Annotated in this window: 16 protein-coding genes and 17 tRNA genes; 1 reads left to right on the top strand and 32 read right to left on the bottom strand. The window is 38.5% G+C overall.

Annotation, left to right across the window (positions count from 1 at the left end; all coding sequences use genetic code 11):
- Position 1: 1 nt before the first annotated feature.
- From BUA72_RS22005 to BUA72_RS21900, 25 genes are all read right to left on the bottom strand, one after another.
- Positions 2 to 1,018: an RNA ligase, Rnl2 family gene (locus tag BUA72_RS22005; RefSeq protein ID WP_175548926.1), complete on the bottom strand. Its 1,017-nt coding sequence runs from the start codon at positions 1,016 to 1,018 to the stop codon at positions 2 to 4.
- Between the two features lie 7 nt (positions 1,019 to 1,025).
- On the bottom strand, positions 1,026 to 1,496 hold the full coding sequence (locus BUA72_RS22000) for a DinB family protein (RefSeq protein WP_083544270.1): 471 nt from the start codon (positions 1,494 to 1,496) through the stop codon (positions 1,026 to 1,028).
- 247 nt (positions 1,497 to 1,743) lie between these two features.
- Positions 1,744 to 2,115, bottom strand: a complete 372-nt coding sequence (locus tag BUA72_RS21995) for a cyclic-phosphate processing receiver domain-containing protein (protein ID WP_072925210.1) — start codon at positions 2,113 to 2,115, stop codon at positions 1,744 to 1,746.
- 47 nt (positions 2,116 to 2,162) lie between these two features.
- A complete protein-coding gene (locus BUA72_RS21990) occupies positions 2,163 to 2,648 on the bottom strand; it encodes a ribonuclease H-like YkuK family protein (protein ID WP_072925208.1) in 486 nt (161 codons plus the stop codon).
- Between the two features lie 134 nt (positions 2,649 to 2,782).
- A tRNA-Trp gene (locus BUA72_RS21985) sits at positions 2,783 to 2,853 on the bottom strand.
- A 9-nt stretch (positions 2,854 to 2,862) separates the two neighbouring features.
- Positions 2,863 to 2,935, bottom strand: a tRNA-Gln gene (locus BUA72_RS21980).
- Positions 2,936 to 2,942: 7 nt separating this feature from the next.
- Positions 2,943 to 3,015: transfer RNA gene (locus BUA72_RS21975), tRNA-Phe, on the bottom strand.
- A gap of 89 nt (positions 3,016 to 3,104) precedes the next feature.
- Positions 3,105 to 3,178: transfer RNA gene (locus tag BUA72_RS21970), tRNA-Leu, on the bottom strand.
- Positions 3,179 to 3,348: 170 nt separating this feature from the next.
- Positions 3,349 to 3,420 (bottom strand) — tRNA-Glu (locus BUA72_RS21965).
- Positions 3,421 to 3,505: 85 nt separating this feature from the next.
- A tRNA-Tyr gene (locus BUA72_RS24575) sits at positions 3,506 to 3,589 on the bottom strand.
- 347 nt (positions 3,590 to 3,936) lie between these two features.
- Positions 3,937 to 4,018: transfer RNA gene (locus BUA72_RS24570), tRNA-Cys, on the bottom strand.
- Positions 4,019 to 4,209: 191 nt separating this feature from the next.
- Positions 4,210 to 4,281 (bottom strand) — tRNA-Asn (locus tag BUA72_RS21960).
- A 122-nt stretch (positions 4,282 to 4,403) separates the two neighbouring features.
- Positions 4,404 to 4,477: transfer RNA gene (locus BUA72_RS21955), tRNA-Ile, on the bottom strand.
- Between the two features lie 107 nt (positions 4,478 to 4,584).
- Positions 4,585 to 4,656, bottom strand: a tRNA-Pro gene (locus BUA72_RS24565).
- 69 nt (positions 4,657 to 4,725) lie between these two features.
- A tRNA-Asp gene (locus BUA72_RS24560) sits at positions 4,726 to 4,797 on the bottom strand.
- 6 nt (positions 4,798 to 4,803) lie between these two features.
- Positions 4,804 to 4,877, bottom strand: a tRNA-Arg gene (locus BUA72_RS21950).
- Between the two features lie 6 nt (positions 4,878 to 4,883).
- Positions 4,884 to 4,957 (bottom strand) — tRNA-Lys (locus BUA72_RS21945).
- Between the two features lie 96 nt (positions 4,958 to 5,053).
- A tRNA-His gene (locus BUA72_RS21940) sits at positions 5,054 to 5,126 on the bottom strand.
- Between the two features lie 1,028 nt (positions 5,127 to 6,154).
- Positions 6,155 to 7,174 carry a tetratricopeptide repeat protein gene (locus BUA72_RS21930; protein WP_072925205.1) on the bottom strand — a complete coding sequence of 340 codons (1,020 nt, stop codon included), beginning with the start codon at positions 7,172 to 7,174 and terminating at the stop codon, positions 6,155 to 6,157.
- Positions 7,167 to 8,873 carry a hypothetical protein gene (locus BUA72_RS21925; protein ID WP_072925203.1) on the bottom strand — a complete coding sequence of 569 codons (1,707 nt, stop codon included), beginning with the start codon at positions 8,871 to 8,873 and terminating at the stop codon, positions 7,167 to 7,169. Before BUA72_RS21925 ends, BUA72_RS21930 begins: the two co-directional genes overlap by 8 nt.
- Positions 8,863 to 11,244 carry a hypothetical protein gene (locus BUA72_RS21920; protein WP_072925201.1) on the bottom strand — a complete coding sequence of 794 codons (2,382 nt, stop codon included), beginning with the start codon at positions 11,242 to 11,244 and terminating at the stop codon, positions 8,863 to 8,865. The genes BUA72_RS21925 and BUA72_RS21920 overlap by 11 nt, the downstream gene beginning before the upstream one ends.
- Positions 11,235 to 11,978, bottom strand: a complete 744-nt coding sequence (locus tag BUA72_RS21915) for a hypothetical protein (protein WP_072925199.1) — start codon at positions 11,976 to 11,978, stop codon at positions 11,235 to 11,237. The genes BUA72_RS21920 and BUA72_RS21915 overlap by 10 nt, the downstream gene beginning before the upstream one ends.
- Positions 11,951 to 13,084: an AAA family ATPase gene (locus BUA72_RS21910; RefSeq protein WP_072925198.1), complete on the bottom strand. Its 1,134-nt coding sequence runs from the start codon at positions 13,082 to 13,084 to the stop codon at positions 11,951 to 11,953. The genes BUA72_RS21915 and BUA72_RS21910 overlap by 28 nt, the downstream gene beginning before the upstream one ends.
- A 6-nt stretch (positions 13,085 to 13,090) precedes the next feature.
- On the bottom strand, positions 13,091 to 13,807 hold the full coding sequence (locus BUA72_RS21905) for a hypothetical protein (RefSeq protein WP_072925196.1): 717 nt from the start codon (positions 13,805 to 13,807) through the stop codon (positions 13,091 to 13,093).
- On the bottom strand, positions 13,797 to 14,444 hold the full coding sequence (locus BUA72_RS21900; protein ID WP_228407936.1) for a hypothetical protein: 648 nt from the start codon (positions 14,442 to 14,444) through the stop codon (positions 13,797 to 13,799). The genes BUA72_RS21905 and BUA72_RS21900 overlap by 11 nt, the downstream gene beginning before the upstream one ends.
- Before the next feature lie 298 nt (positions 14,445 to 14,742).
- Here BUA72_RS21900 and deoD point away from each other — a divergent pair, with 298 nt between their 5' ends.
- Complete coding sequence (deoD, locus tag BUA72_RS21895) at positions 14,743 to 15,453, top strand: purine-nucleoside phosphorylase (RefSeq protein WP_034730597.1); 711 nt, start codon at positions 14,743 to 14,745, stop codon at positions 15,451 to 15,453.
- 76 nt (positions 15,454 to 15,529) lie between these two features.
- Here deoD and BUA72_RS21890 read toward each other — a convergent pair whose 3' ends face one another.
- The 7 genes from BUA72_RS21890 to BUA72_RS21860 form a co-directional block, all read right to left on the bottom strand.
- Positions 15,530 to 16,315, bottom strand: coding sequence for a TatD family hydrolase (locus tag BUA72_RS21890; protein WP_072925195.1), 786 nt, complete (start codon positions 16,313 to 16,315; stop codon positions 15,530 to 15,532).
- Positions 16,316 to 16,337: 22 nt separating this feature from the next.
- Positions 16,338 to 16,408: transfer RNA gene (locus BUA72_RS21885), tRNA-Ser, on the bottom strand.
- Between the two features lie 55 nt (positions 16,409 to 16,463).
- Positions 16,464 to 16,533: transfer RNA gene (locus tag BUA72_RS21880), tRNA-OTHER, on the bottom strand.
- Positions 16,534 to 16,538: 5 nt separating this feature from the next.
- On the bottom strand, positions 16,539 to 18,455 hold the full coding sequence (locus tag BUA72_RS21875) for a hypothetical protein (protein WP_072925193.1): 1,917 nt from the start codon (positions 18,453 to 18,455) through the stop codon (positions 16,539 to 16,541).
- Positions 18,442 to 18,867, bottom strand: coding sequence for a hypothetical protein (locus BUA72_RS24150; protein ID WP_083544269.1), 426 nt, complete (start codon positions 18,865 to 18,867; stop codon positions 18,442 to 18,444). Before BUA72_RS24150 ends, BUA72_RS21875 begins: the two co-directional genes overlap by 14 nt.
- 115 nt (positions 18,868 to 18,982) lie before the next feature.
- A tRNA-Ala gene (locus BUA72_RS21865) sits at positions 18,983 to 19,052 on the bottom strand.
- A gap of 5 nt (positions 19,053 to 19,057) precedes the next feature.
- On the bottom strand, positions 19,058 to 20,422 hold the full coding sequence (locus tag BUA72_RS21860) for an SDR family NAD(P)-dependent oxidoreductase (RefSeq protein ID WP_072925192.1): 1,365 nt from the start codon (positions 20,420 to 20,422) through the stop codon (positions 19,058 to 19,060).
- Positions 20,423 to 20,432 lie beyond the last annotated feature (10 nt).

Raw genomic sequence — 20,432 nt, 5'->3', positions numbered from 1 at the left:
ACTAAACTTTAAGAGTCATAAACTCTTCTTTTATAAAATCAATCACTAAAGTATTCAACTTTTTGTTGATTCTTTTCTGTTCGTCTTTTTCCACTGAAGTGAAAGCATCCGGAAAATCTTTTCCAAAGTCTTCCAAAATATCCTGAGCAAAAAGACCTATGATCTTGCCTATCATTTTGGGTTCAAATTCTCCCACTTTGCTCACCACATTATGCAATCTGTTGACTGTAGCGTACCTCTGAATTTCTTCCCAGATATTCTGAGCATTTTCTGAAAAATCTGCCGGTTTTTGGACGTCTTTACGGTCTTTTTTCACCATTTTAGATCTTTCGACCCACTTATCATTCTTGTTTTTAAGAATAACTCTGGCACCGTTTCCAAAATATCTGGTTTTTAAAGTTTTGACAATCGTTCCTTCGCACATATTGTTCTCCATTTCGGGTAAGCCAAGCCAGCCCGGAATTTTAGAGTCAAATACATTCGGGAACCTCAAAGCGTCTTCCAAACTACCCTGAAACACAATTTTAGCGTAGAAAAATCCGGTTTCCTCAAAAATCTGATTCACCACATCGGTATCCAAATAAGTAGTACCGTTCAATTTAATATCGAATCCATAGAATTCGTTATGAGGTGCGTATTCAATACCTTTTTGTACTTTGATAGCCTCTTTTACAGGTTCTACTTCTCTATGTTTGTAGCCACCTCCGAACAGTTCACCGTAGATCACTACTGTTTCCAATTCTGGGTGAATGGTTTTCACTTTTTGGAACAAATCAATTACATTTTTTCTGTAACGTTCTAAAATAAGGTGTGCGTTGTAGAATTTTTCATCCTTTTCAATAAAGGCAGTTCTCTTCGCGATTTTAATATCCTTTCCATCGGTAAAGAAAGAGAAATTAGCACCGTGAACCTTTTCCTGCACAATGAAAACCTCATCCCCAAAACCCTGCAACCTGATCTGATCGATCACGCGGGTTTGGTAAGCGTTTTCTATAGAGTTATATGTTTTGAAAATCATTTTTTTTTTAGTTTTTAATAGTTTCTGATTCATTATTTTTCATTTGAGTAAGGTGTCGCTGAGCGTGAAGTGAAAGGAAATAAATGTATTCATATACATTGATTTTTCCCAGTCCATTCACTGTCATTGTCGTTTTACAGAGGAGACCTTCACCATTTTTCATCAGGTCTAAATAATTTAAACACTGATCATACTGCTGACTCATTAAATTCCTGATTTCACTAAGACTTAATTCTCCTTTCGGCTCCATATGTTCTGGTCTTATCCATTCAAAAGCACCGTACTCCCCTACTTTCTCAAATTTTTCATTATCGAAACTGTAGTTTTTTATTTCGGAATTCAGATCAAGCTCAAGATAATTCCGCATTGCTTTTTTTGTTCCTTTTTCAATGAGAATGAGTAAATAAAAGTTGGTAAGATAAATATGTTCCAAAATCTGTTGAACCGTCCAGCCTCCATTGGCAGGTAGAGCATTCAATGTTTTTTAATCTTTTTCAAACCACTTGTCCACCTCATCAAAATTGAGTTTCAAATGCGTTTTTATATTCTGAATTAATCTAAAAATATCCATTACAATGTTTATCGTTTTCCAAAAGGCCTGGAATATTTTCCTGCCTTTCTATCGATCATCTTCATCTTCTTTCTTTCAGTAATCTTTGATATTACGATTGTGCAAAGTAAAAAAGTAAGAACGCAATCTTTTTGCGCTGATCTAAAAATGTTGTTTATAGTTGTTTAAAATTTTCCAAAAGGCTTAGAATATTCTTCTTTCCCACCGGATTCATGGAATGACAATAGAATTTTGGGAGATCTAAATAGTTATCCATACAATATTCTACCAGCCATTTGGCACAATCGTAGCCTGTTTTTTCAGTGTATTCGTCAGCATTGGGCTTCAGATAATGAACATCTGCCAGGTCATGGTCAAAAGAAATGAGTTCCGGAAGTCCTTTTTCCATAATTCTGTTGACAAACTGCTCGTAATCTCGAACAATATGCCAGTCTTTTCTGAGGAAAATATCCTGTTTGGTATAATGAAACGCCTCAATCGGGTATCTTATATCATCCAGAAATAATAATCTTTTGGTGATTTCCATCCTGTTATTTTTTAAGCCCGAAAGCCTTTGAATACAATCTTTATTTATTACACCATCATATCAGCACAATTGGTGCTTGCGAATGCGTAAGGTTTTGCTTTAAACACATAGCCCATTCCCAGAATATAGCCCATAGCATCTTTCAATGCTGCATTTGACTTAAAATCAGGGTCGGTATTAATGTCTGCGTGTACCTCCATTTCCACACCATAAGCATCCAGAACGGCACAGATAGCGTAAGCAATTTCTACGGATCTGTTGACCTCGTTCAGCATTCGTTCTTTGATACTGATCTTCTGTATTTCTCTGTCTTTTCTGATAAAGGTAAACGCTCCTTTTCCCTCCCGTACAAATACTACTGCCGTAGCATAACTGATCGCTTCGCCGTACACGTGGGAATCTGAGCCCACACATACTTTCAGGCGGTGACCGTTAGCCTGTTCGCGGATGATGGCTTCTTCTACCAGCTGTGTGATAGATTTTTGGAAAAAATTTCCTTTCATATTCTGCCATACTTCTTGTTGCGTTTCCATTGTTTTACATGTTTTAAATTCTGTTTTATATTAATTTGTCAATTGTTAATTGTCAATTGTTAATTGTCAATTCGTTTCACTGTCAATTTTATAAAATTCACCATTGACGATTCACTATTGACCTTCATTTTTTGCACTCCGAACCGGACTCGAACCAATACCATCAGTTTTGGAGACTGAGATGCTGCCATTACACTATCAGAGTAGTTTTTTGTTGATTCATCAGGACTCGAACCTGAACAACAAGAGTCAGAGTCTTGTGTGCTAAACCATTACACTATGAATCATTTTTTGTGGATCAAAACCGAATTGAACGGTTCCCTTTTGCTTTTCAGACAAATGTGCAGACCTTCTACACCACTGATCCCTGTTTATATATAATGAGTAATTGGTAATGAGCAATCCCGACATAGTCCTATGGATATTTATCAATCATCTTTCATCATTCATGTTTTGTACAGAAAAAGGGATTCGAACCCTCAATATCTTGATCCTAAATCAAGCGCGTCTGCCAGTTCCGCCATTTCTGCAGGTTTTATAAGTAATGAGTAATTTTAAAAAATTGACTTATTGACCATTCACCATTGATTACTCATTGCTTATTACTTATAAATTTGTGAATGATCGGATCAATTTTATCTCCCCGATCTGAACTTTCATGGTATTATTATTCACAATTGATTTTTGACCATTCACATTGTACTCCATAAGGGAATCGAACCCTTATCATCTGCTCGAAAGGCAGGCGTCCTAACCGTTAGACGAATGGAGCGTTTTAAACCAACTGACCAGGAATCGAACCTGAACAACAAGAGTACTTTTCCTGCATGCTGCCGTTACATTATCAGCGGTTTTTGTGGAAGCGGTAGGATTCGAACCTACTCAGCAATAAAGCAACAGATTTACAGTCTGCCCCGGCTCTCCAACTCCGGCGAGCTTCCATTATAATGAGTAATAGGTAATTAGTAATGAGCAATTTTCTAACTTCTAACCTCTAATTTCCCTTTGAAGAAAAACAAAGCCTGTCTTAATTTTTTGTTTGATATAAGAACTTCTGCGCCTGACAAACTTTTATTTTTTCTTCTGAACTAACTAAATTTTATAAGTGATGAGTGATAATTGATCGGTAATCCTGTAACGACCACTCACTTCTAATTTCTAATCTCTAACCTCTAATTCCTATTTGGAAAAAAACAAAGCCTGTCTTAATTTTTAGTTTGATATAAGAACTTCTTCGCTCGACAAACTTTTACTTTTTCTCCGGAACTAATCTCATTTTAGTTATTTGAGATGGTTATGGGATTTAAACCCACTCAGCTTACGCAACGGTTTTGCAGACCGCCCCGACTCTTCCACTTCGGCGAACCATCAGATGTGATATAAATGATAATTGATGATTGATGGCTGATAATAAATCTAGAAACCCTCTAATTTCTAACATCTAGCTTCTCAATAAAAAAAGAAAAAGGCTGTCGGTATTTTCCATATTTGGCGTAAAGATCTTCTGCTCTTGACACACCTTATTTCTTCTCTTTTGAAACAATTAACATTTAGTTATCTGCGATTCCGGAAAGATTCGAACTTTCAACTTCCGGTTTAACAGACCGGCGCTCTACCATTGAGCTACGAAATCATTTTTTTTTATGTGAATGGTGAATAGTCAATTCGCTTTGCTTGTCAATTGTAATTATCAGAATTCACTTGCGAAGCAAAATTCACTATTGACCATTCACTTTTTCATTTTTTCATCTTTTGTAATTCCGGAAGGACTCGAACCTTCAACCTTCGGCGTATCAGACCGACACTCTAACCACTTGAGCTACGAAATTGTTTTTTGTTTATGAATGGTGAATCCGTTTTTACTGTCAATTTTTAAAATTCACTTGCGAAGCAAAATTCACCATTCACCATTCACTTTTACCCCTGGCAAAACTTGTCTGGAAAGCAAGATTCGAACTTGCGACCTCCCGCGTCCAAGACGGGTAAACAACCACCGTTATCTTTCCAGTTTTTAAGGTTCGGTTTCCAATTTTCTTTCCGGGAGACAGCCGGAGCTAAAATTTTCCTTGAACCTTTGCGGTCTATGCGGGAATCGAACCCGCAGTGCCCAAGAGACAGTCGGGCAGGTTAGCCTTTACCTCAATAGACCTTTTTGTAATTCTGAGAGGAATCGAACCTCTAACCTTCGGTTTAGAAAACCAACGCTCTATCCAGTTGAGCTACAGAATTGTTTTGTAATCCCAGAAGGAATTGAACCTTCAACCCCCGGTTTAAAAGACCGGTGCTCTGACCAATTGAGCTATGAGATTGTTTTTTATGTGAATTTAAAATTGACAAGCAAAGCAAATTGACAATTGACAATTGACCATTCACAGTAAACACGATTCACCATTCCTATTTACTTTGGGTATCTTCGGGGATCGAACCCTGTTCTCCGGTTCCACAGACCGGCGCTTTACCAAATAAGCTAAAGAAACCATAAAAAAAGCACCTCTTTTCGGGAGGTGCTGTATATATTTTGACGTGTCAGATCACTGAGACCTACGTATATAAGCACCTTTTATCAATAAATTCACTATTCAGAATACATGTATATCCTTTCGGATCCTGTCCGTCTAGTCTTGAATACTGATTAGATATGTTATGTAATTGTTTCATTATATTCCTGTTATTTAAAAAGTTTTTGAATTCTGAAAACCTGTTGCTTTCAATTTTCGGTTGCAAAGTAAGTATGAAAATTTTTAATCTGCAAATTTATTTTTCAATTAAATATTTGATAATCAATAAGTTAAATGTCGTTTTCAGCATAAAGAATAACCGTCCGCAATATCCTGCGGATCTCTTAAATACCTAAATGACTGTCTCTCATCGGGTTACTTATCACTCTTATTTATCGTATTAAATTGACATTGTTAATTAAAAAATTTTTGTTTTTACGGTTATTTTTTTTCATTCTAAATAATTTATGGCCTAAAACACAAGAAACGCCTCGAGTTATCGAGGCGTTTCTGCGGTATTTTGTTTAAATTTTTACGGGTTTATTGTAAATAATTTTCAAAGCAAGCACATTTCGCCTCATTCCATATCATCCATTCGTATCCGAATAATCCTTTTATTGAAGGGCTATCGCATAGATTTACATTGATATGTGCTCTTTGTAGTGTCATAATTTTATGGCGCAAAGATAGGAAAAATTGTTTTTCAGCAATGAAAATAATACTTTTGTTCACTGACCAGGGGGATAGTTTAACTGGAAAAACTACTTAGGTGCTGGCTTTTAGGCGGTGGCTTCGAGTACCTCAGCCACCTTGTATTTACCGGTATAAGAAATTTCTTCTAATCGTTTTAATGCTTGAATTTTTAAATTTTTAAATCTTTAAATCTTTAAATTTTAAAATAACGATCTCCTTCATTCATAAAGAAAATATTTCATTAAAACTAAGGCTACAGTTCTGGGTGGCTGAGGGCCTCGAAGCCACCTACCATTTTTTAAATCTTTAAATTCTTTAATTCCTCAACATCTTATTTCTCCCCGTTTTAAACCTCGAAATATCCTTTAAAATGACATTGTCATCAGGATTAAAATATTTCAGTTCATTGATGATTTCAGAACGGGTGCCTACTTTTTCTGCAATAATTTCATAGGCGATATTTCGCGTTACAGACTGTAGTTTCGGATCTTTCTTAAACTCATGCTTCATCGCTTCAAGATAGATTGTCTTTTTATAGGAAGGTGTTTTATGATAAAGCTTCTGAATTTCCGTTTCCAGTTTTCTGACATCAAAAACATTGGCGAAATAATTATTCAGACAGTTGAAGGCATCTTTATCTTCTTCCCAACCTTTCAGCAAAATTTTCTGGGCTTCCTCGGGCTGCTCCATTTTTTTGCTGTATACCAAAGAGGCTTTTACCATTTGATTATTGCCTGTATAGTCATCTGCAACCATCTGATAATAGATGTGTGCATTTTTTATATCACTAATTTCCCGGTAAAGATCCCCTACTTTTTCTTTCTGCTGCAGTTCTTTATACAGATCGATTGCTTTTTTGTACTGTTTTGCCTTTTCATAGCAGGAGGCCGCTTCTGATTTATTGTTTAATTTTTTCAAATAAACAGCCGCTGCTTCATTGTAGAAACCGCCGTCTTCCAGTGTTTTTGCGCCGCGGAAATTATCCTGAAGGAGGTTCATATATACTTTTGCTGCTTTTTTGTAATCTTTTTCAGCGATATATTTTTCGGCAAGTTCTTCATACCGGCTTCGGATTCTGTCGAATAAAGAGGCTTCGAGATAGAAACTTCCGCCTCCGGAACCGCGTCTTCCTGAGTTTTTTCTGTTTTGTTCTTTATCTTTTAAAGCCGTAATAACAATCATGATAATAAAGGCTATCACAAGGAAAATAGCCAACGTTCCTACTACACTCCAAAAGCTTTCGTGAAACAGCTGTGCTCCTATTCCAATGATTTTAAACACCGCCAGGATCATAAATGCGATCAGGAATTTGTCTATAAATTTCTGTTTATTCATCGTTGTCAGGGTTTAAAATGGTTTTGTCTTCGCTGAACAGTCGGTAAAGGAGAAGAATGACGCAGATCACCAGAATCCATACAAACCAGTTGTAACCGAACATTTTTATCAGTGGATAAAACAGATACACCAGCATGGACACAAGGAACACCGACAAAATAATCTTCACCCAAAGCGGAACACTGTCTCCGCCAAGGTTTAAAGATTTTCTTTTGAAGATAAAAGAATAGATTCCCACCGCTCCAAACATAAAAATCACAAGATATAGGATATCCGAAACTTTTGTTTCTTCAGGTGAACTGCTTTCGCCAGACTCCAGCTTTCCTATTTTTGAATCTTTCACCGGAGACGGAGGAAGTTCCATCATATCAAGCGTTCCATAGAGTTTTCCAAGAGAATCTGCCATGAGCACCTGCTTTTTCTTTAAAACAAATTTCACAATTTCCCCATTCACAGGTTTTCCCTTACTGTATTGTTTCAGGGAATCCGAAATACGGCGTTTCATCGTAGCTTCCTGCTGAACCAGATGTTTCGTTATCTTTTTTGAGTAAATAATTTTCAGAGAATCTCGACTGTTATGTTCTCTGCTGTTTAGTTTTTCGATATCATTCCCTACTTCTCCAAGGTTTCTTCCTCCGGATTTTTTATACTGTTCTCTTTCGTTTTTATCTTTTGACATGGCGGCACCGGCTGCAGAATATTCACGGGAGAGTTTTTTTCTTTCTTTTCCGTAAATGGAATCAATTTTCATATCAATATCTGTCACCCCGGACTGATATGCAATCATATCGGCGCGGGTTTTATCAGCACCGTTCATGATTGTACCGGATGAAACCAGAAAATCTTCTTTCAGCGTCTTGTCTTTATCTGAAGGCATAAAAATCCTGAACAGTATCGCAATGACGACAACAGCCCAGAATATTCTTCTAAAATTTCGGGTTCCGGCGGTTTCTTTTTTATCTCCGGAGCCTCCGAACAGGGTGCTCAGCCAACTGTTTCCAAAAGTAAAGTTTCCAAAGCCATCACCACGGGAAGTTCCCATAATATCCAATGGTACGCCCAGCTCTACCGCTCTGTCAGGATATTTTTCTATATATTGTAAATATTTTTCAATCTCTTTTTTATTTCCGTCCATTACTTTTTTAAGGTCAAAAGGCAGGTTCTTCATCCATTCTTCTTCATTCTTCGGCTGCTGAAGGGCGGCAAGAATTTTCTCATCATCCATCTCAACTGTAAAACTCTCAATATGCAGAGGGGTTTTCACACCATTCGAAGGTTTTCTTACTTTACCCTGTGCTATTTCAGGTTCCTGTAACACAGAAAGCCAATCTATTTCTTCCGACAGTTTTACAAATCCAAATTCCGGATGCATAATCATGAACCTAGTTCCTGCAGACTGCCAGTCTTCCGGATTGATTTTAGGATAAAATATAGTATTTTCAGGGATAAAAAGTTGATCGTCCACACACTGAAAATAGGCATTCTTCCCAATTTCCTGAGGAGCTTCATGATAAAATACCAACAGACATCCGTAAAGAACATTAGGCTGATCCGCCGGAATCGCATAGGATTTTACTTTATTGAGATCAATTCCCAATACTTCCATTTCGTGAAGCCATGCCCTTGGTGACGGATCTTTGATCAAAACCCCTTTCTTAGGATAGCTGTTTTTCGGAAAAGGTTTTATTCTAAGCTCCATAATCCAGGATTTGATCAATAAACGCTGTTAAATATTGGGAATACATTTCTTCCAGGGTTTTCACTTTCAAAAGCGTCTGTTTCGGAAGATAATATTCTGAACCGCCATATTCTGTATTGGTAGACAATGCCAGGAAACCATACTCCGTGGAGGGAATATAAAATGTTGGAATTCCAGTGTTGCTGCTCTTAAAAGTAAGCATTCCACGGGGATCTGTAATGATCTCACTGCCGTCCTGAAAGGTAAATTTATTTTTGTTCTGCTCTGCAAGAATTTTTACGGTAAACCGGTTTTTGTAAAGGTTCAGTGAATTGTCATACAATCTGCTCAGTTCATTTCCTGAGATCACCAGATTGTTATTTTCGTTGATTCCCATCCGGTTGAAATTACTGATAATCTTCATTCCGCTTCGGTTCAGCTTGGCCACTTCGGTTTCAGCTTTTGCAATATTTCTGTCTATTTCACGGTCATCATTAAAAACGGATTCTACGGATATATTTCCTTCCAAACTGATTTTATAAAGGGAAGAATTCGTAGGTTGATGCAGATAAAAATTCCGGCTGAAATAGGTCAGATGATACGAGCTCGGGATATTCAGTCCTGTAACGTTGAATTCAGAATATTCTTTCGTATTCAGATTCAGTTTGGAAATGAGTTTTTTATCCGGCTGATACTGGCAAAGGATAAACTGTTGCTGCTTATTTTTCGCCAGGGCAAACTGTCCTCTCGGTTTTACGGAAATATCTTCGATCAGGACCTCGCATCCATGATATGTTTTATAGTAATCATAGGAGCTGCGGTCATAATAATTATCAGAAAGGTACGTTTTCAGCAACTGCTTTTTTGAACTTAAAATGTAAAATTCCCCTTCGTATAAAAACTTGGCAATTGTATTGGACGGTGTTGGAAACAGGATCGGATAATTTTGAGGAAGATCCGTTTTCTTGCCATTAATGGTCGTCGCTTTCAGTTTACGTTGTGGCGGATTGGCCCACAATTCCTGCAGCGGAAGTTTGATCTTTTGAATATGTTTCCGGGCTCCTTTATGGTGTTTATAAAAATTCAGTTCGCCGTCCGAAGAGGTCGTGATCAGGAATTTCAGGCGGTCCCTGTTTTCGTGAATCACTTTCCGCACTTTTTCATCGGCAAGGTTTTCCTGATGAGTAATGAAAAACACTTCAAGATCTTTTTCCCGATGATCTTCATTAAAAAATTTCGCCAGCGCTTCCGAAACTTCCAGAATCGGACTTACTTGATTCAGGTTTTCAATAACGTCTTCCATTTTATCAAGAGACACCGGTAATCCGGCCTGTCCCAAGGCAAAAACTTTACATTCCGAATGGGCTTTCGGATGTCTGATCACCGCAATAGCCGATGCAAACGCCAATACTTTAGGTGTTCCCCAGTTTCTCAGAGAAGTATCAATTAAAATGGCTCTTTCAAATATATTTTCTTCCGGTGGAATCTCTCTCTGGATGTACAGGGCTTCATTATTTGCAATACGGTTCATAAATACTTCATCTTCATTGGCAAATTCGGAAAGCAGCATTCTGTGGAGGTCGCCTTTATTCGCCATATCAGAAATTCCCCCAATGGGTTGTTCCCCGGGAGATAAATGACGCATCGGAATTCTCAGTCCGCTCCAGATTCTTTTGATCAGGCTTCCTACCTGAAAAGTTTTCGGCTCTTCGATCAGTTGCTGGATAAAATCTTTATCGGTTTCTATGGTAGTTTCCTCTTCCACCACTTCATCATCCAGCTCAGGCTCATCAATGTGATCGCGCATGGCATCAATGATGGACTGTACGGTAGGAAATTTTTCATTTAGCAGATCAAGGGCACTTAAATCCCTGTTGATGGCAGATGGTCCTGCATATTTTTTCTCCGCACTTGCCGCCAGCATGTAGGGTCTCTTGTAATAGATGGTCAGGATCATTTCTGCTTTGCCGGGAGCGATCCTATTGTGGGCATCTTGAAAAAGAGTCTGAAACAGAACAATCCTGTTCTGCCCATGTTTGTAAACTCTGTTTAATGATTTCAGCTTTTCAAGGAACTCAATACTCTTCTCAGCTGTGAAGTCGAAGTTTCCAATGCTGTGAAAATTAGCCGTATGTTTCAGAGGACCAGCAAAATCTGTATAACCGTCCTGCATGGCATATAAAACCATCAGCAATGCCCCGAAAGGAGGCCATCCCTGCGACTGCAGCTCTTTCAGTATCTCCATGACATAAGGTCTGTAGGCTATCGCCCCAACGCCCGGAATAGAGATGAGATTATGATCATGGTACCCGGAATCTCCGGCGATATCCTCGTCGGTCTCCCACTCCCAAAAGTAGTTTTCGTATGACTGGAAATATTCGTTTAAATCCATTCTTTTGTTTTTTCAGTAAGGCGGAATGAGCTTACGGACAGTTTCCGGAAATCCTCTTTTTTCACAGGAAGATAAGTTCCGTCTTCATTCCATAACAGCCATTTGTCCGACGCTTTATTATATTGCTGCTGCAGGAGTGAACTCAAATTTTTAAATTTGAAATCAAAACCTGAAGGTAAAAGGTGGCCGTCTCTGGTCCAATAGGTTTTTCCGGGCAGACTCAACAGCGGTGTTCCGAGAAACAATGCTTTATCGTCAATCACTGCCCATTCTATTTTATCCAGTTTGAAATTCGGCTGTGCGGGAATACTGTCTTTAATTTCTGTTATTGAGCTTAATAATGCAATGGCAGGATGTTCTTCATTTCCAGGCTTCAATCTCACTTCCACTTTTTCACTGATCCCAAAATAATTATTGTTGGAAGCAGGAAAAGTAAGCCGTAATGCTTTATCTATCGGTGACCAAAGCAATGCTGTTCTCATCTTTTTACTTGGGACCAGTGCTTCTTTCTTGAATAAAAGTCCGTCACGCAGTTCGTACAGCATAAAATTAGGAAGCTGCTGAATATCTGCGGATACAGCCTGCTCTTCGGTAAAGCCTTTCAGCCAAACCGTCTCGTCGTCTACTGCAATCTGTACATTTTTCCAGTCCCGGATAGCGCCCAGAAAATCTTCATCGGCGCGGGGAAGTTCTGCCCAGAATTCTTTTATACCGTTTGAAGGATCTTCTGCCATAAGCTTTCAATTTCTTGCTGGATATACTGCTTCTGCTCCGGATTTCTGATCCAGTCGCAACGGGTCTGCAGGTATCTCAATTTATCTTTGATCACATTCTGTTCTTCAAAACTCAATGTTCCGTTGTTCCATTTTTCTATGAGGATTTGTACATCCTTCATTACTTCCTCCGGATTCGGAGTTTTGTTCTGCATCGCCTGTGGGTGGGATTTCGGGTTGTCATCTTTTTCAATGGTTTTGTTGATGATGCCTTCAAGGATCTCGATCTGTTCTTCCGTATCCCAGATATGTTTCAGCACCCAAAGGTCTGAAAGTACAGCTTCATTTCTTCCGCAGATCAGGGCACTGGCCGCAATCAGATTCTGAAGTTTTACTGCTCTACGGTCGGAAATGGCAATTCCCGTATTTCTTAAGCTGATAATTGTATTTAAATAGACTTCGTAAATAGGTCTCAAATCCACTGCTTTACACAGATTCTGAAGTTCTCTTATTTCGTCTGCAAGAATTTCGGGAATATCAGTTTCCGTTTCGTTTTCCAGCTTTCTCCCGGCAAGAAGAACCTGCTGAAGCAGTTCAGGATTTACATAATCTACATTAATTCTCACCAGAAAACGGTCAAATAATGCGTTCAAAGATTCATCTTCGGGAAGAACGTTACTCGCACCTACAAACATAAGCGCAGGTAAATGTTTTGTTTCTTTTCCTCTTTTGAAAATCTTTTCGTTCAGAGCCGTCAACAGTGAATTCAGGATGGCAGAATTCGCATTGAAAATCTCATCCAGGAAAACCAGTGAAGCTTCCGGCATCATGCCTTCGGTATTGGTAAGAAGTTCGCCTTCTTTTAGTTTTCTGATGTCAAAAGGTCCGAAAATTTCATTCGGTTCTGTGAAACGGGTCAGCAGATATTCAAAGTTTTTGCCGTCTTTCACTGTTTTGGACAGCGTTCTTACAATCGCAGATTTTGCGGTTCCCGGAGGCCCGTACAGAAATGCATTTTCTTTAGCCAGAAGACATATTCCCAGCAGATCTACCACATCATTTTTTCCTACGAAGGTGTCTTTTACGTAGTTGAGAACGGTATTGAGTTTTGTAATATTTTGAGTCATTAGTATTTATTTAATGAAAAATCTTAACAGTAAAAAGTATATAAATCCAATTACAATCAGTGAAAGAATAAGATCAATATAAAAAGTAAATGGAAGTTCTAGAAATTTAAAGCCTACAACAAAGTATCCAACTATGATCACAAGGCCCATAAGCGCCGATAGGAAGGAATACAGTGAGGAAATCATCAGGACCAATGAGATAAAAATAAAATATATTCCCACACTTAAAAAAATAAAAAAATGCTTCCCGTATGCGGTGTATTGGCTGTGAATAAAATTTACAAACCCAGAAAAGTCATTCTTTCCTGAAAACAGCAGCCAGATATGGTTTCCGAAATCTTTAAAAATCACAAGGGGATCATACCCTGAAATCCAACTGACAGCAACAATTAAAACGGTGAGCATAGTTCCCATCATTCCATGAAAAATAAAGGCATTTTTCATTGTCCGCCTATCATATTTCTTCAGTTCATCGTCATTAAGCCCCACATCCCCTCCTGAATCTGTTTTCACAAGGCTGGAAAGGGGAATATAGCCAAACTTAATTCTGAGATCATTTTTTATGGTGTAGGCATATAAGGGTTTTGAAAAGGACATGAACATCCAAATCTCATTCACTTTCGTTTTAAACATCAAAATATTGGCATAATATGCCAAAATACAGAACACAAAAAAGTAGGAAGCAACTATTCCTCCCAGTGCAACTGCAGTATTAATCTCCATGAGCAATTATTTTTAAATCCCGCCAGTAAACATCCTTATGAAGTCCAAAATCTGCCATAAGCAATTTATTAATATAGGGAATTTCTGCCAGCGAATAGGCTTTCTTTTCCACAATTCTTTCAAGATATAATTTCCTGTACACCTTATCCTGAAGCTCCTTTTCCCAGTTGATCTTATCTAAATTCAGCGGATATCCTATTCCGGAATAATGAAACTGTGTAAGAATATCTTCCAGAATCTTTACCAAAGGATCATACGGATCTGCGGTCTGCAATACGGAAGTAATTTGTGGTAAAAATCTCAGGGATAAATCCGCAGACAAAACGGAAGAAATATCAGACGATACTTTCTTCTTCGGAATCAGTTTATCCAGATCTTTTGATGTATTTTCGCGGATAAGGTAGAGCTGAGCACTGTGGTACAGAACTTTTGCTCCCCAAACTGCAGCTTCCTTATCACAATGTATAGCTGTGGATAAAAATTCCAGTCTCTCTTTTTCGAACTCTGCTTCAAAATAATCTCCGGCTTCCTGTTCTTCTTTTTTAGAAATCTCCTGAAGGTTTGAAAATACAGTAATCGATCCGCTGTTTCGCAGCAGAAAAATAGTGTCTAGAAATGGGGACCTGGTTTCCATCATCTAACAAAAATAAAACTATTTCGCAGAGAATCGTTGATCGTTACATAATATTTGAGGTGAATCATTCATAAATCTGCTGATTCAATTACTATTGAAAGTCTTTTTCTGTTTTTTTAGCTCTCGCGGATTGGGCAGATGATGCAGATCATTGCGTTGGTTTAATTTACACCTCATCGGTTTTGGAAACCTATGACGTTGGTTCGGGGAATTTATGCTTAGAAAACTTAGGACATTGAGCTACAAATCTTTAGATATTTCAATCTAAAAGTTGCTATCTTTGTCCCTTCAAAATAACATTATGAGTATTCACATCAGTGCAAAAAAAGGAGAAATTGCTAAAGTAGTATTGCAGCCGGGGGATCCGCTTCGTGCACAATATATTGCTGAAAATTATTTGGAAAATGCTAAACTGGTAAGCAAAACAAGAGGAATCTTTTATTATACAGGTCTTTATAAAGGAAAAGAGATCACTGTAGGAGCCAGCGGAATGGGCTTTCCGAGCATCGGGATCTATTCTTTTGAATTATTTACAGAGTATGAAGTAGATACCATCATCAGAATCGGGACGTGCGGAGCTTATACGACGGACCTTAAGCTTTTTGATATTTTAAATATTGAAAATGCAGCCAGCGAAAGTACGTATGCAAAATATGCATGGGAAATTGAAAATGATATTCTTCCTCATCAGGGAAATATTTTCGGAACGATCAATGAAACGGCTCAGGAGCTTTCTTTAGCTACCAAAGCGATCAATGTACACAGCAGCGATATTTTCTACAGAAAAGATCCTAATGTTCCTGCGATTGCTACCAAATACAACTGTCCGGCTGTAGAAATGGAAGCTTTCGGATTATTTGCGAATGCCCAGCATTTAGGAAAAAATGCAGCGACGATTCTTACGGTAACTGATATTATTCCTACGCATGAAAAAATTTCTGCTGACGAAAGAGAAAAAGCCCTTAAACCAATGATGGAACTGGCTTTGGAATCGGCAATAAAAAGTCTTTAACAGAAAAGAAAGTTAAGCTGCGGTTTTGCAGTTTCGCCATAAAAAAAGAGCTTTACTTCATTAGTAGAGCTCTTTTTTATAGTTTGAAAAAATTCCTGGCGGTTTCGGTGGTTTCCTCTGCGACTTCAGAAATACTCATCTTCTTCCAGTGGGCGATCGTCTGTGCTACATAAGGTAGGAAAGACGGTTCGTTCCTGCGGTTCTGCATTCGGGGCATATTCTTCGGAAGCATGAACGGGGCGTCGGTTTCTATCATCATCCGGTCCAGCGGCATGTATTTAATCACGTCTTCCAGCTGTTTAAATCTTTTGTCATCACTTATCGCGCCGGTAAATCCTAAATAAAATCCTTTATCAAGATAGGTTTTAGCTTCTCCAAGCGTTCCCGTAAAGCAATGAACAACCGCTTCTGGTAATCGGGAAAGATATTCATCGGTAATTTCATTAAATCTTTTAAAAGCTGATCGTTCATGCAGGAAAAGGGGTTTATTAACCTCAACGGCTAATTCCAGCTGGGCTCTGTAGCATTTTTCCTGAATGGGTCTGGGAGAGAAATCGCGGTCGAAATCCAGTCCGCACTCACCTACCGATACGACCTGATCTGATTGCAAAAGGTTTCTAAGTTCGCGGATGCTTTCTTGGCTAAAAGATTTGGCATCATGGGGATGAATTCCCGCTGTAGAAAATAAAATCTCAGGATATTCTTCTGCGATCTCCGCAGATTCTTTACTTCCGCGTACGCTGGTTCCAGTGAGGATCATTTGCTCCACCCCATTGTCCAGAGCGCGGTTGATAATTTCTTCGTGTTCGTTATAGAACTGTTTATTGGTCAGGTTAATGCCAATATCAATGTATGTATTCATTTGTTTTTGTTTTGTTTAAAAAGGGAGGCAAGCGGGAGTCGAACCCGCATATCACATTAGCAGTGTGCGTTTTTCCGTTAAACTATTGCTTCCGTTTATTTGAAAATTTGAGAGTTTACTATTTCTTCATTGTTTTAGTTTTTAAAATAGAAACAGACAGGGCCCGAACCTGCAACCTTCCAGTGAGGGGAATGTTTTTCCAGTTAAACTACTGTTTCTTTATTTATGCTTCCACTTCCAACAGGCTGAAATATTCTGAAGCGGTGAGCGCTCTGGGAAAGCCGCGTGGCGTAATTTCCCTTTCCAGTTCACAGATCAGAAGATCGCCCTGTCTTTTCAGACATTTGATGTGTGGAATAATATTTTCATGTATCCTGAAAGTAGATGCGATGGCGGTAAGTGCATTTCCTTTATATTCCTGTTCTATCCAAAGCCAGTGTTCCTTTTCTGTGGAAGGGCACCAGCATTTTACAGCGTAGGAATACTGATCTGTTTCACGCCATGTATAAATTCCTAATTTTTTATTTTCAATTTTATACACCTCATAACGGTTGATTCTTCGGATCTGAGTTTTATTTCCGTTTTGATCGTATTCGTTGTAATTCAGTTCCACTTCTTCCTCATTGATCTTTTCCGCTTCCAGGCGATTCATCAGATTTCCTACTCCAATATAATTAAAACAGAAGAGACGCAGATTTCTGTCCGTGGATTCGAAGAATTCTTCAAATTGTATGGTTTCCACTATATTCCAGAGTTTTTCTATTTTTTCCAGAATTTTGGTGAAAAACGGAGTTTCAAACCTCGTCCACTGGCGTTCATATTCTCTCGTCATAAAGTTCTGAAAACTGCTGTGACGCAGCTTCAGGATAGAAACCAGTTTCCGGATGGTATAATTCTGCTGATGCATCACATAGTTGAAAGACGCTCCGGAAAGGATCAGTTTATCTTTGGAAAGATACATTCTGTCATTGATCTTAAAATAAATATTTTTAGCCAGATGCTCAAAATGATCGTCTTTCTGATACAGATAGAAATTAATTTGCTTCAATGCCGGAAGGCGGGAACCGTTCTGTCTTTCATCACCGAAAAAATTAATATACTCCAGAGATTTAAAATTTACTTTAAATGCATTGATCAGTCTTCCATTAATTCTCTTAAGATGGTCAAATTCCAAAGAAGTATGCATCTCCAGATCCCCGACTTCCTGAATTTTAGGGGCAATCGTCTGGTGGGTTTTATACGTTCCTTTTACTTTTTCCAAAGATATAAAATGACAGGTTTCTCCCTGAATCTGAATATTTCCGTTCACATTCTTCAACAATGGAAATCTTACGCCTGAATTACGGTTTACAGAAATGTTACCTGAAGTTTCCAGCAATGGAAAATCTGCATAGCAACCCTGTTCCAATAGAATATTTCCCGTGATTTCCTGAAGCACAGGAAAAGAAGCTTTTGTCTTTTCAAATCTGAGGTGTCCGACTATTTTCTTCAGTTCCGGAAAATCGTGGGTAAAATAATGCCCGGTTTTGTCACGGCATTCCATATTGATCTGTCCCTGAAGAAATTCAAGGTAGGGAAAAGATACATTTTTACCGTAAACATTAATCCTTCCACGGATTTCATAGTGCGGAATAATAATATCGTTCCCGAAAATATCTATATTAAAAATACCTTCTTTCGGAAGAAATTCCACTTCGTACTGATGATTGATTGGGATGACAATTCTGGACTGCACCAGTTTTTTACCTCTTGCGATGACACTGGCTTTTTTAAGGGAAATATTTCCTCCTATCGTTGCCAGGTTTTTAAAATCAAAATCTATGATGCATTTGAAATGACTTTTTACTGTTTCCAACTCCCATATTTGGGCGAAACAATGAAGGGTAAAATTTTCTTCTACCGTCTTAAGATTGGGAAGAGAGCAGTCTGCCGCATCTACAGACAAAGACCCTTTGACTATTTTCAGGTTTGGAAACTGACATCCTTCTCCACGCAGAAGCAGGGTTCCGTTCAGTTCTTCAATGTCCCATGTGATGTTTCTGCCATATATTTCTACGGTCACAGGGTCATCAAAAGCCGTCTCCGGAAGGTCTTCCGCGGAGAATACTTTATATCTTGTCATGGGATCAGTCGTATGCATTTTCTGTCAGTTGGGTTATGGGATTGTATTCCTGCTGGATGTATTTTACAAAATGGTCACTTTCTATGCGGAGGATTTTATGTTCACCGTGAAAAATAAAGCCGTCACCATAGATTCTGAAAGTTTCCGTACTGCCATCTTTTTCAATGATCTTATATCCGGGTGCTTTCAGGGTATGTTGGTTGCTTGTCTTTTCCAGACAGTATTCTTTATAGGTTTTGATATGTTCTTCCAAGTTGTTGATTTTTTCACTTGCCTCTGAACTTTTTCTTAGGTAAGGCTTAATGTCAGATGATTCGGAAACATTCATGTTTTCTACAAAATGAAGGGTACTTTCCTGTGGGACAGGAACCACTGTTATTTCTTCAACAGGACCGTTTTCTCTAAAAAAATCAAATATCTTTTTCAACATGGCTTTTATTTTTTAATGGTAAAAAACAGAAAGAAAATCGGATTCGAACCGATAATTCGCTTCTTAGAAGCTGGTTTTCTCCGGGTTAAACTATTTCTTTACTTATTATTTTCTGTGAAACGGCAGGATTCGAACCTGCGCCTCTGGCTTGCCGAACCAGCGCTCTTCCATTGAGCTAACGTTTCTCCTTTTACCAGGCATTTATTTTATAATTTTTCAGCAGTACTCCGCTGTAATAATTTCCTTTTATTCCCTCAACGACCGGATGCAAAATTCGCGCAGCTCCGTCTACAGAATCCAGCGGCGGAATATATCCCTGCTCAAACTGTTTTTTTCGAAGACTTTCTTTCGCACCTGTAGAAATCCATCCTACATCCACGGCACTCATATAAATCTGATCATTTTCAAATTCTTTTGCAGAGGTAAGCGTCATCATATTCAGGGCCGCTTTTGTCATATTCGTGTGCGGATGAAATACCGTTTTATTATCGTAGCTGAAAATACCTTCCGAAGATGTGACATTGATGATGAATTTCTCCTGAAATGCTGAGTTTTTCATCAAAGGTTTCAGTTCTTTGATCAGAAAATAAGGCGCGATATGATTGATCAGATTTACCTCTACCAGTTCATACATGGAAACTTCTTCCAGTGTAGAATTCCAGCTCGTTTTTTCTCTGTTATCCACAGGCTGTCCGAAACGGGTAAGTGCCACCGGAGTTTCATCGTTCTGTGCATATTCAAGTTTTGCAATTTCGCTTGAAATTTCCGTCTGATTGGGGAAAAGATTCTGAATGTTTTTAAATTCAACACACTTTTCTTTCTCACGACTGATGATCGGAAGATAGTATTCATCCGGATATTTTATGGTTTGAGCGGCATTATTGATCAGGATATCCAGTGTATCAAAACGGGTTTTATAAAAATCTATAAAATCCTGTATCGCCTTTAGATTTCTCAAATCCAAACCGTATATCCAAAGACTTTCTTTCCAGTCTTCGTAATCTGCTTCCTGCTGCATCATTTCCAGCGCCAATGCGGGAAAACGGGTTGTCAAAACCAAATTGGCCCCGTTTCTCAACAGTTTCAGCGCGGTGGCCCATCCTACTTTTACTCTTCCTCCCGTCAGGATTACATTTCTTCCTTTGAGGTCTGCCATTTCAAAACGTTTTTCATAGTTTTCTGCGGCACATTTCGGACAAAGTCTTGTGTAAAAAGAATGGGCATACTGATAGCTTTGGTTACAGCAGTAGCAGTTTTTTGGGATCTGAAGCGGAGTGAGTTTTGTTTCCTCTTTTTCTTCATCATAGAAAGCTGAAGCACCTGCCAATGCTTTTTGCATCAAGACAGCATCAGAACTCACTGCGAGATCATGAGATTTCATCATGGAATAATTTTCCTGGCGGTTCTGTTTTTTTGCGTTCTTATGAATTTTCGTGATCAGTCCTGAAAATGTTTTATTGTCAGGATTGAGGAACGGATCGTCTTTCAAAGCATCCAATACCTTGAGACATGTTTCCCATTCGTTTTGTGAAAATTTTTGATCTGAAAAATTCATAGCTTCAGTT

Origin of the sequence: Chryseobacterium sp. OV279, assembly GCF_900128945.1 — a bacterium.
GTDB lineage: Bacteria > Bacteroidota > Bacteroidia > Flavobacteriales > Weeksellaceae > Chryseobacterium.
Note: the sequence above shows the minus strand (reverse complement) of the source record. Positions and strands in the feature narration are given on the sequence as shown.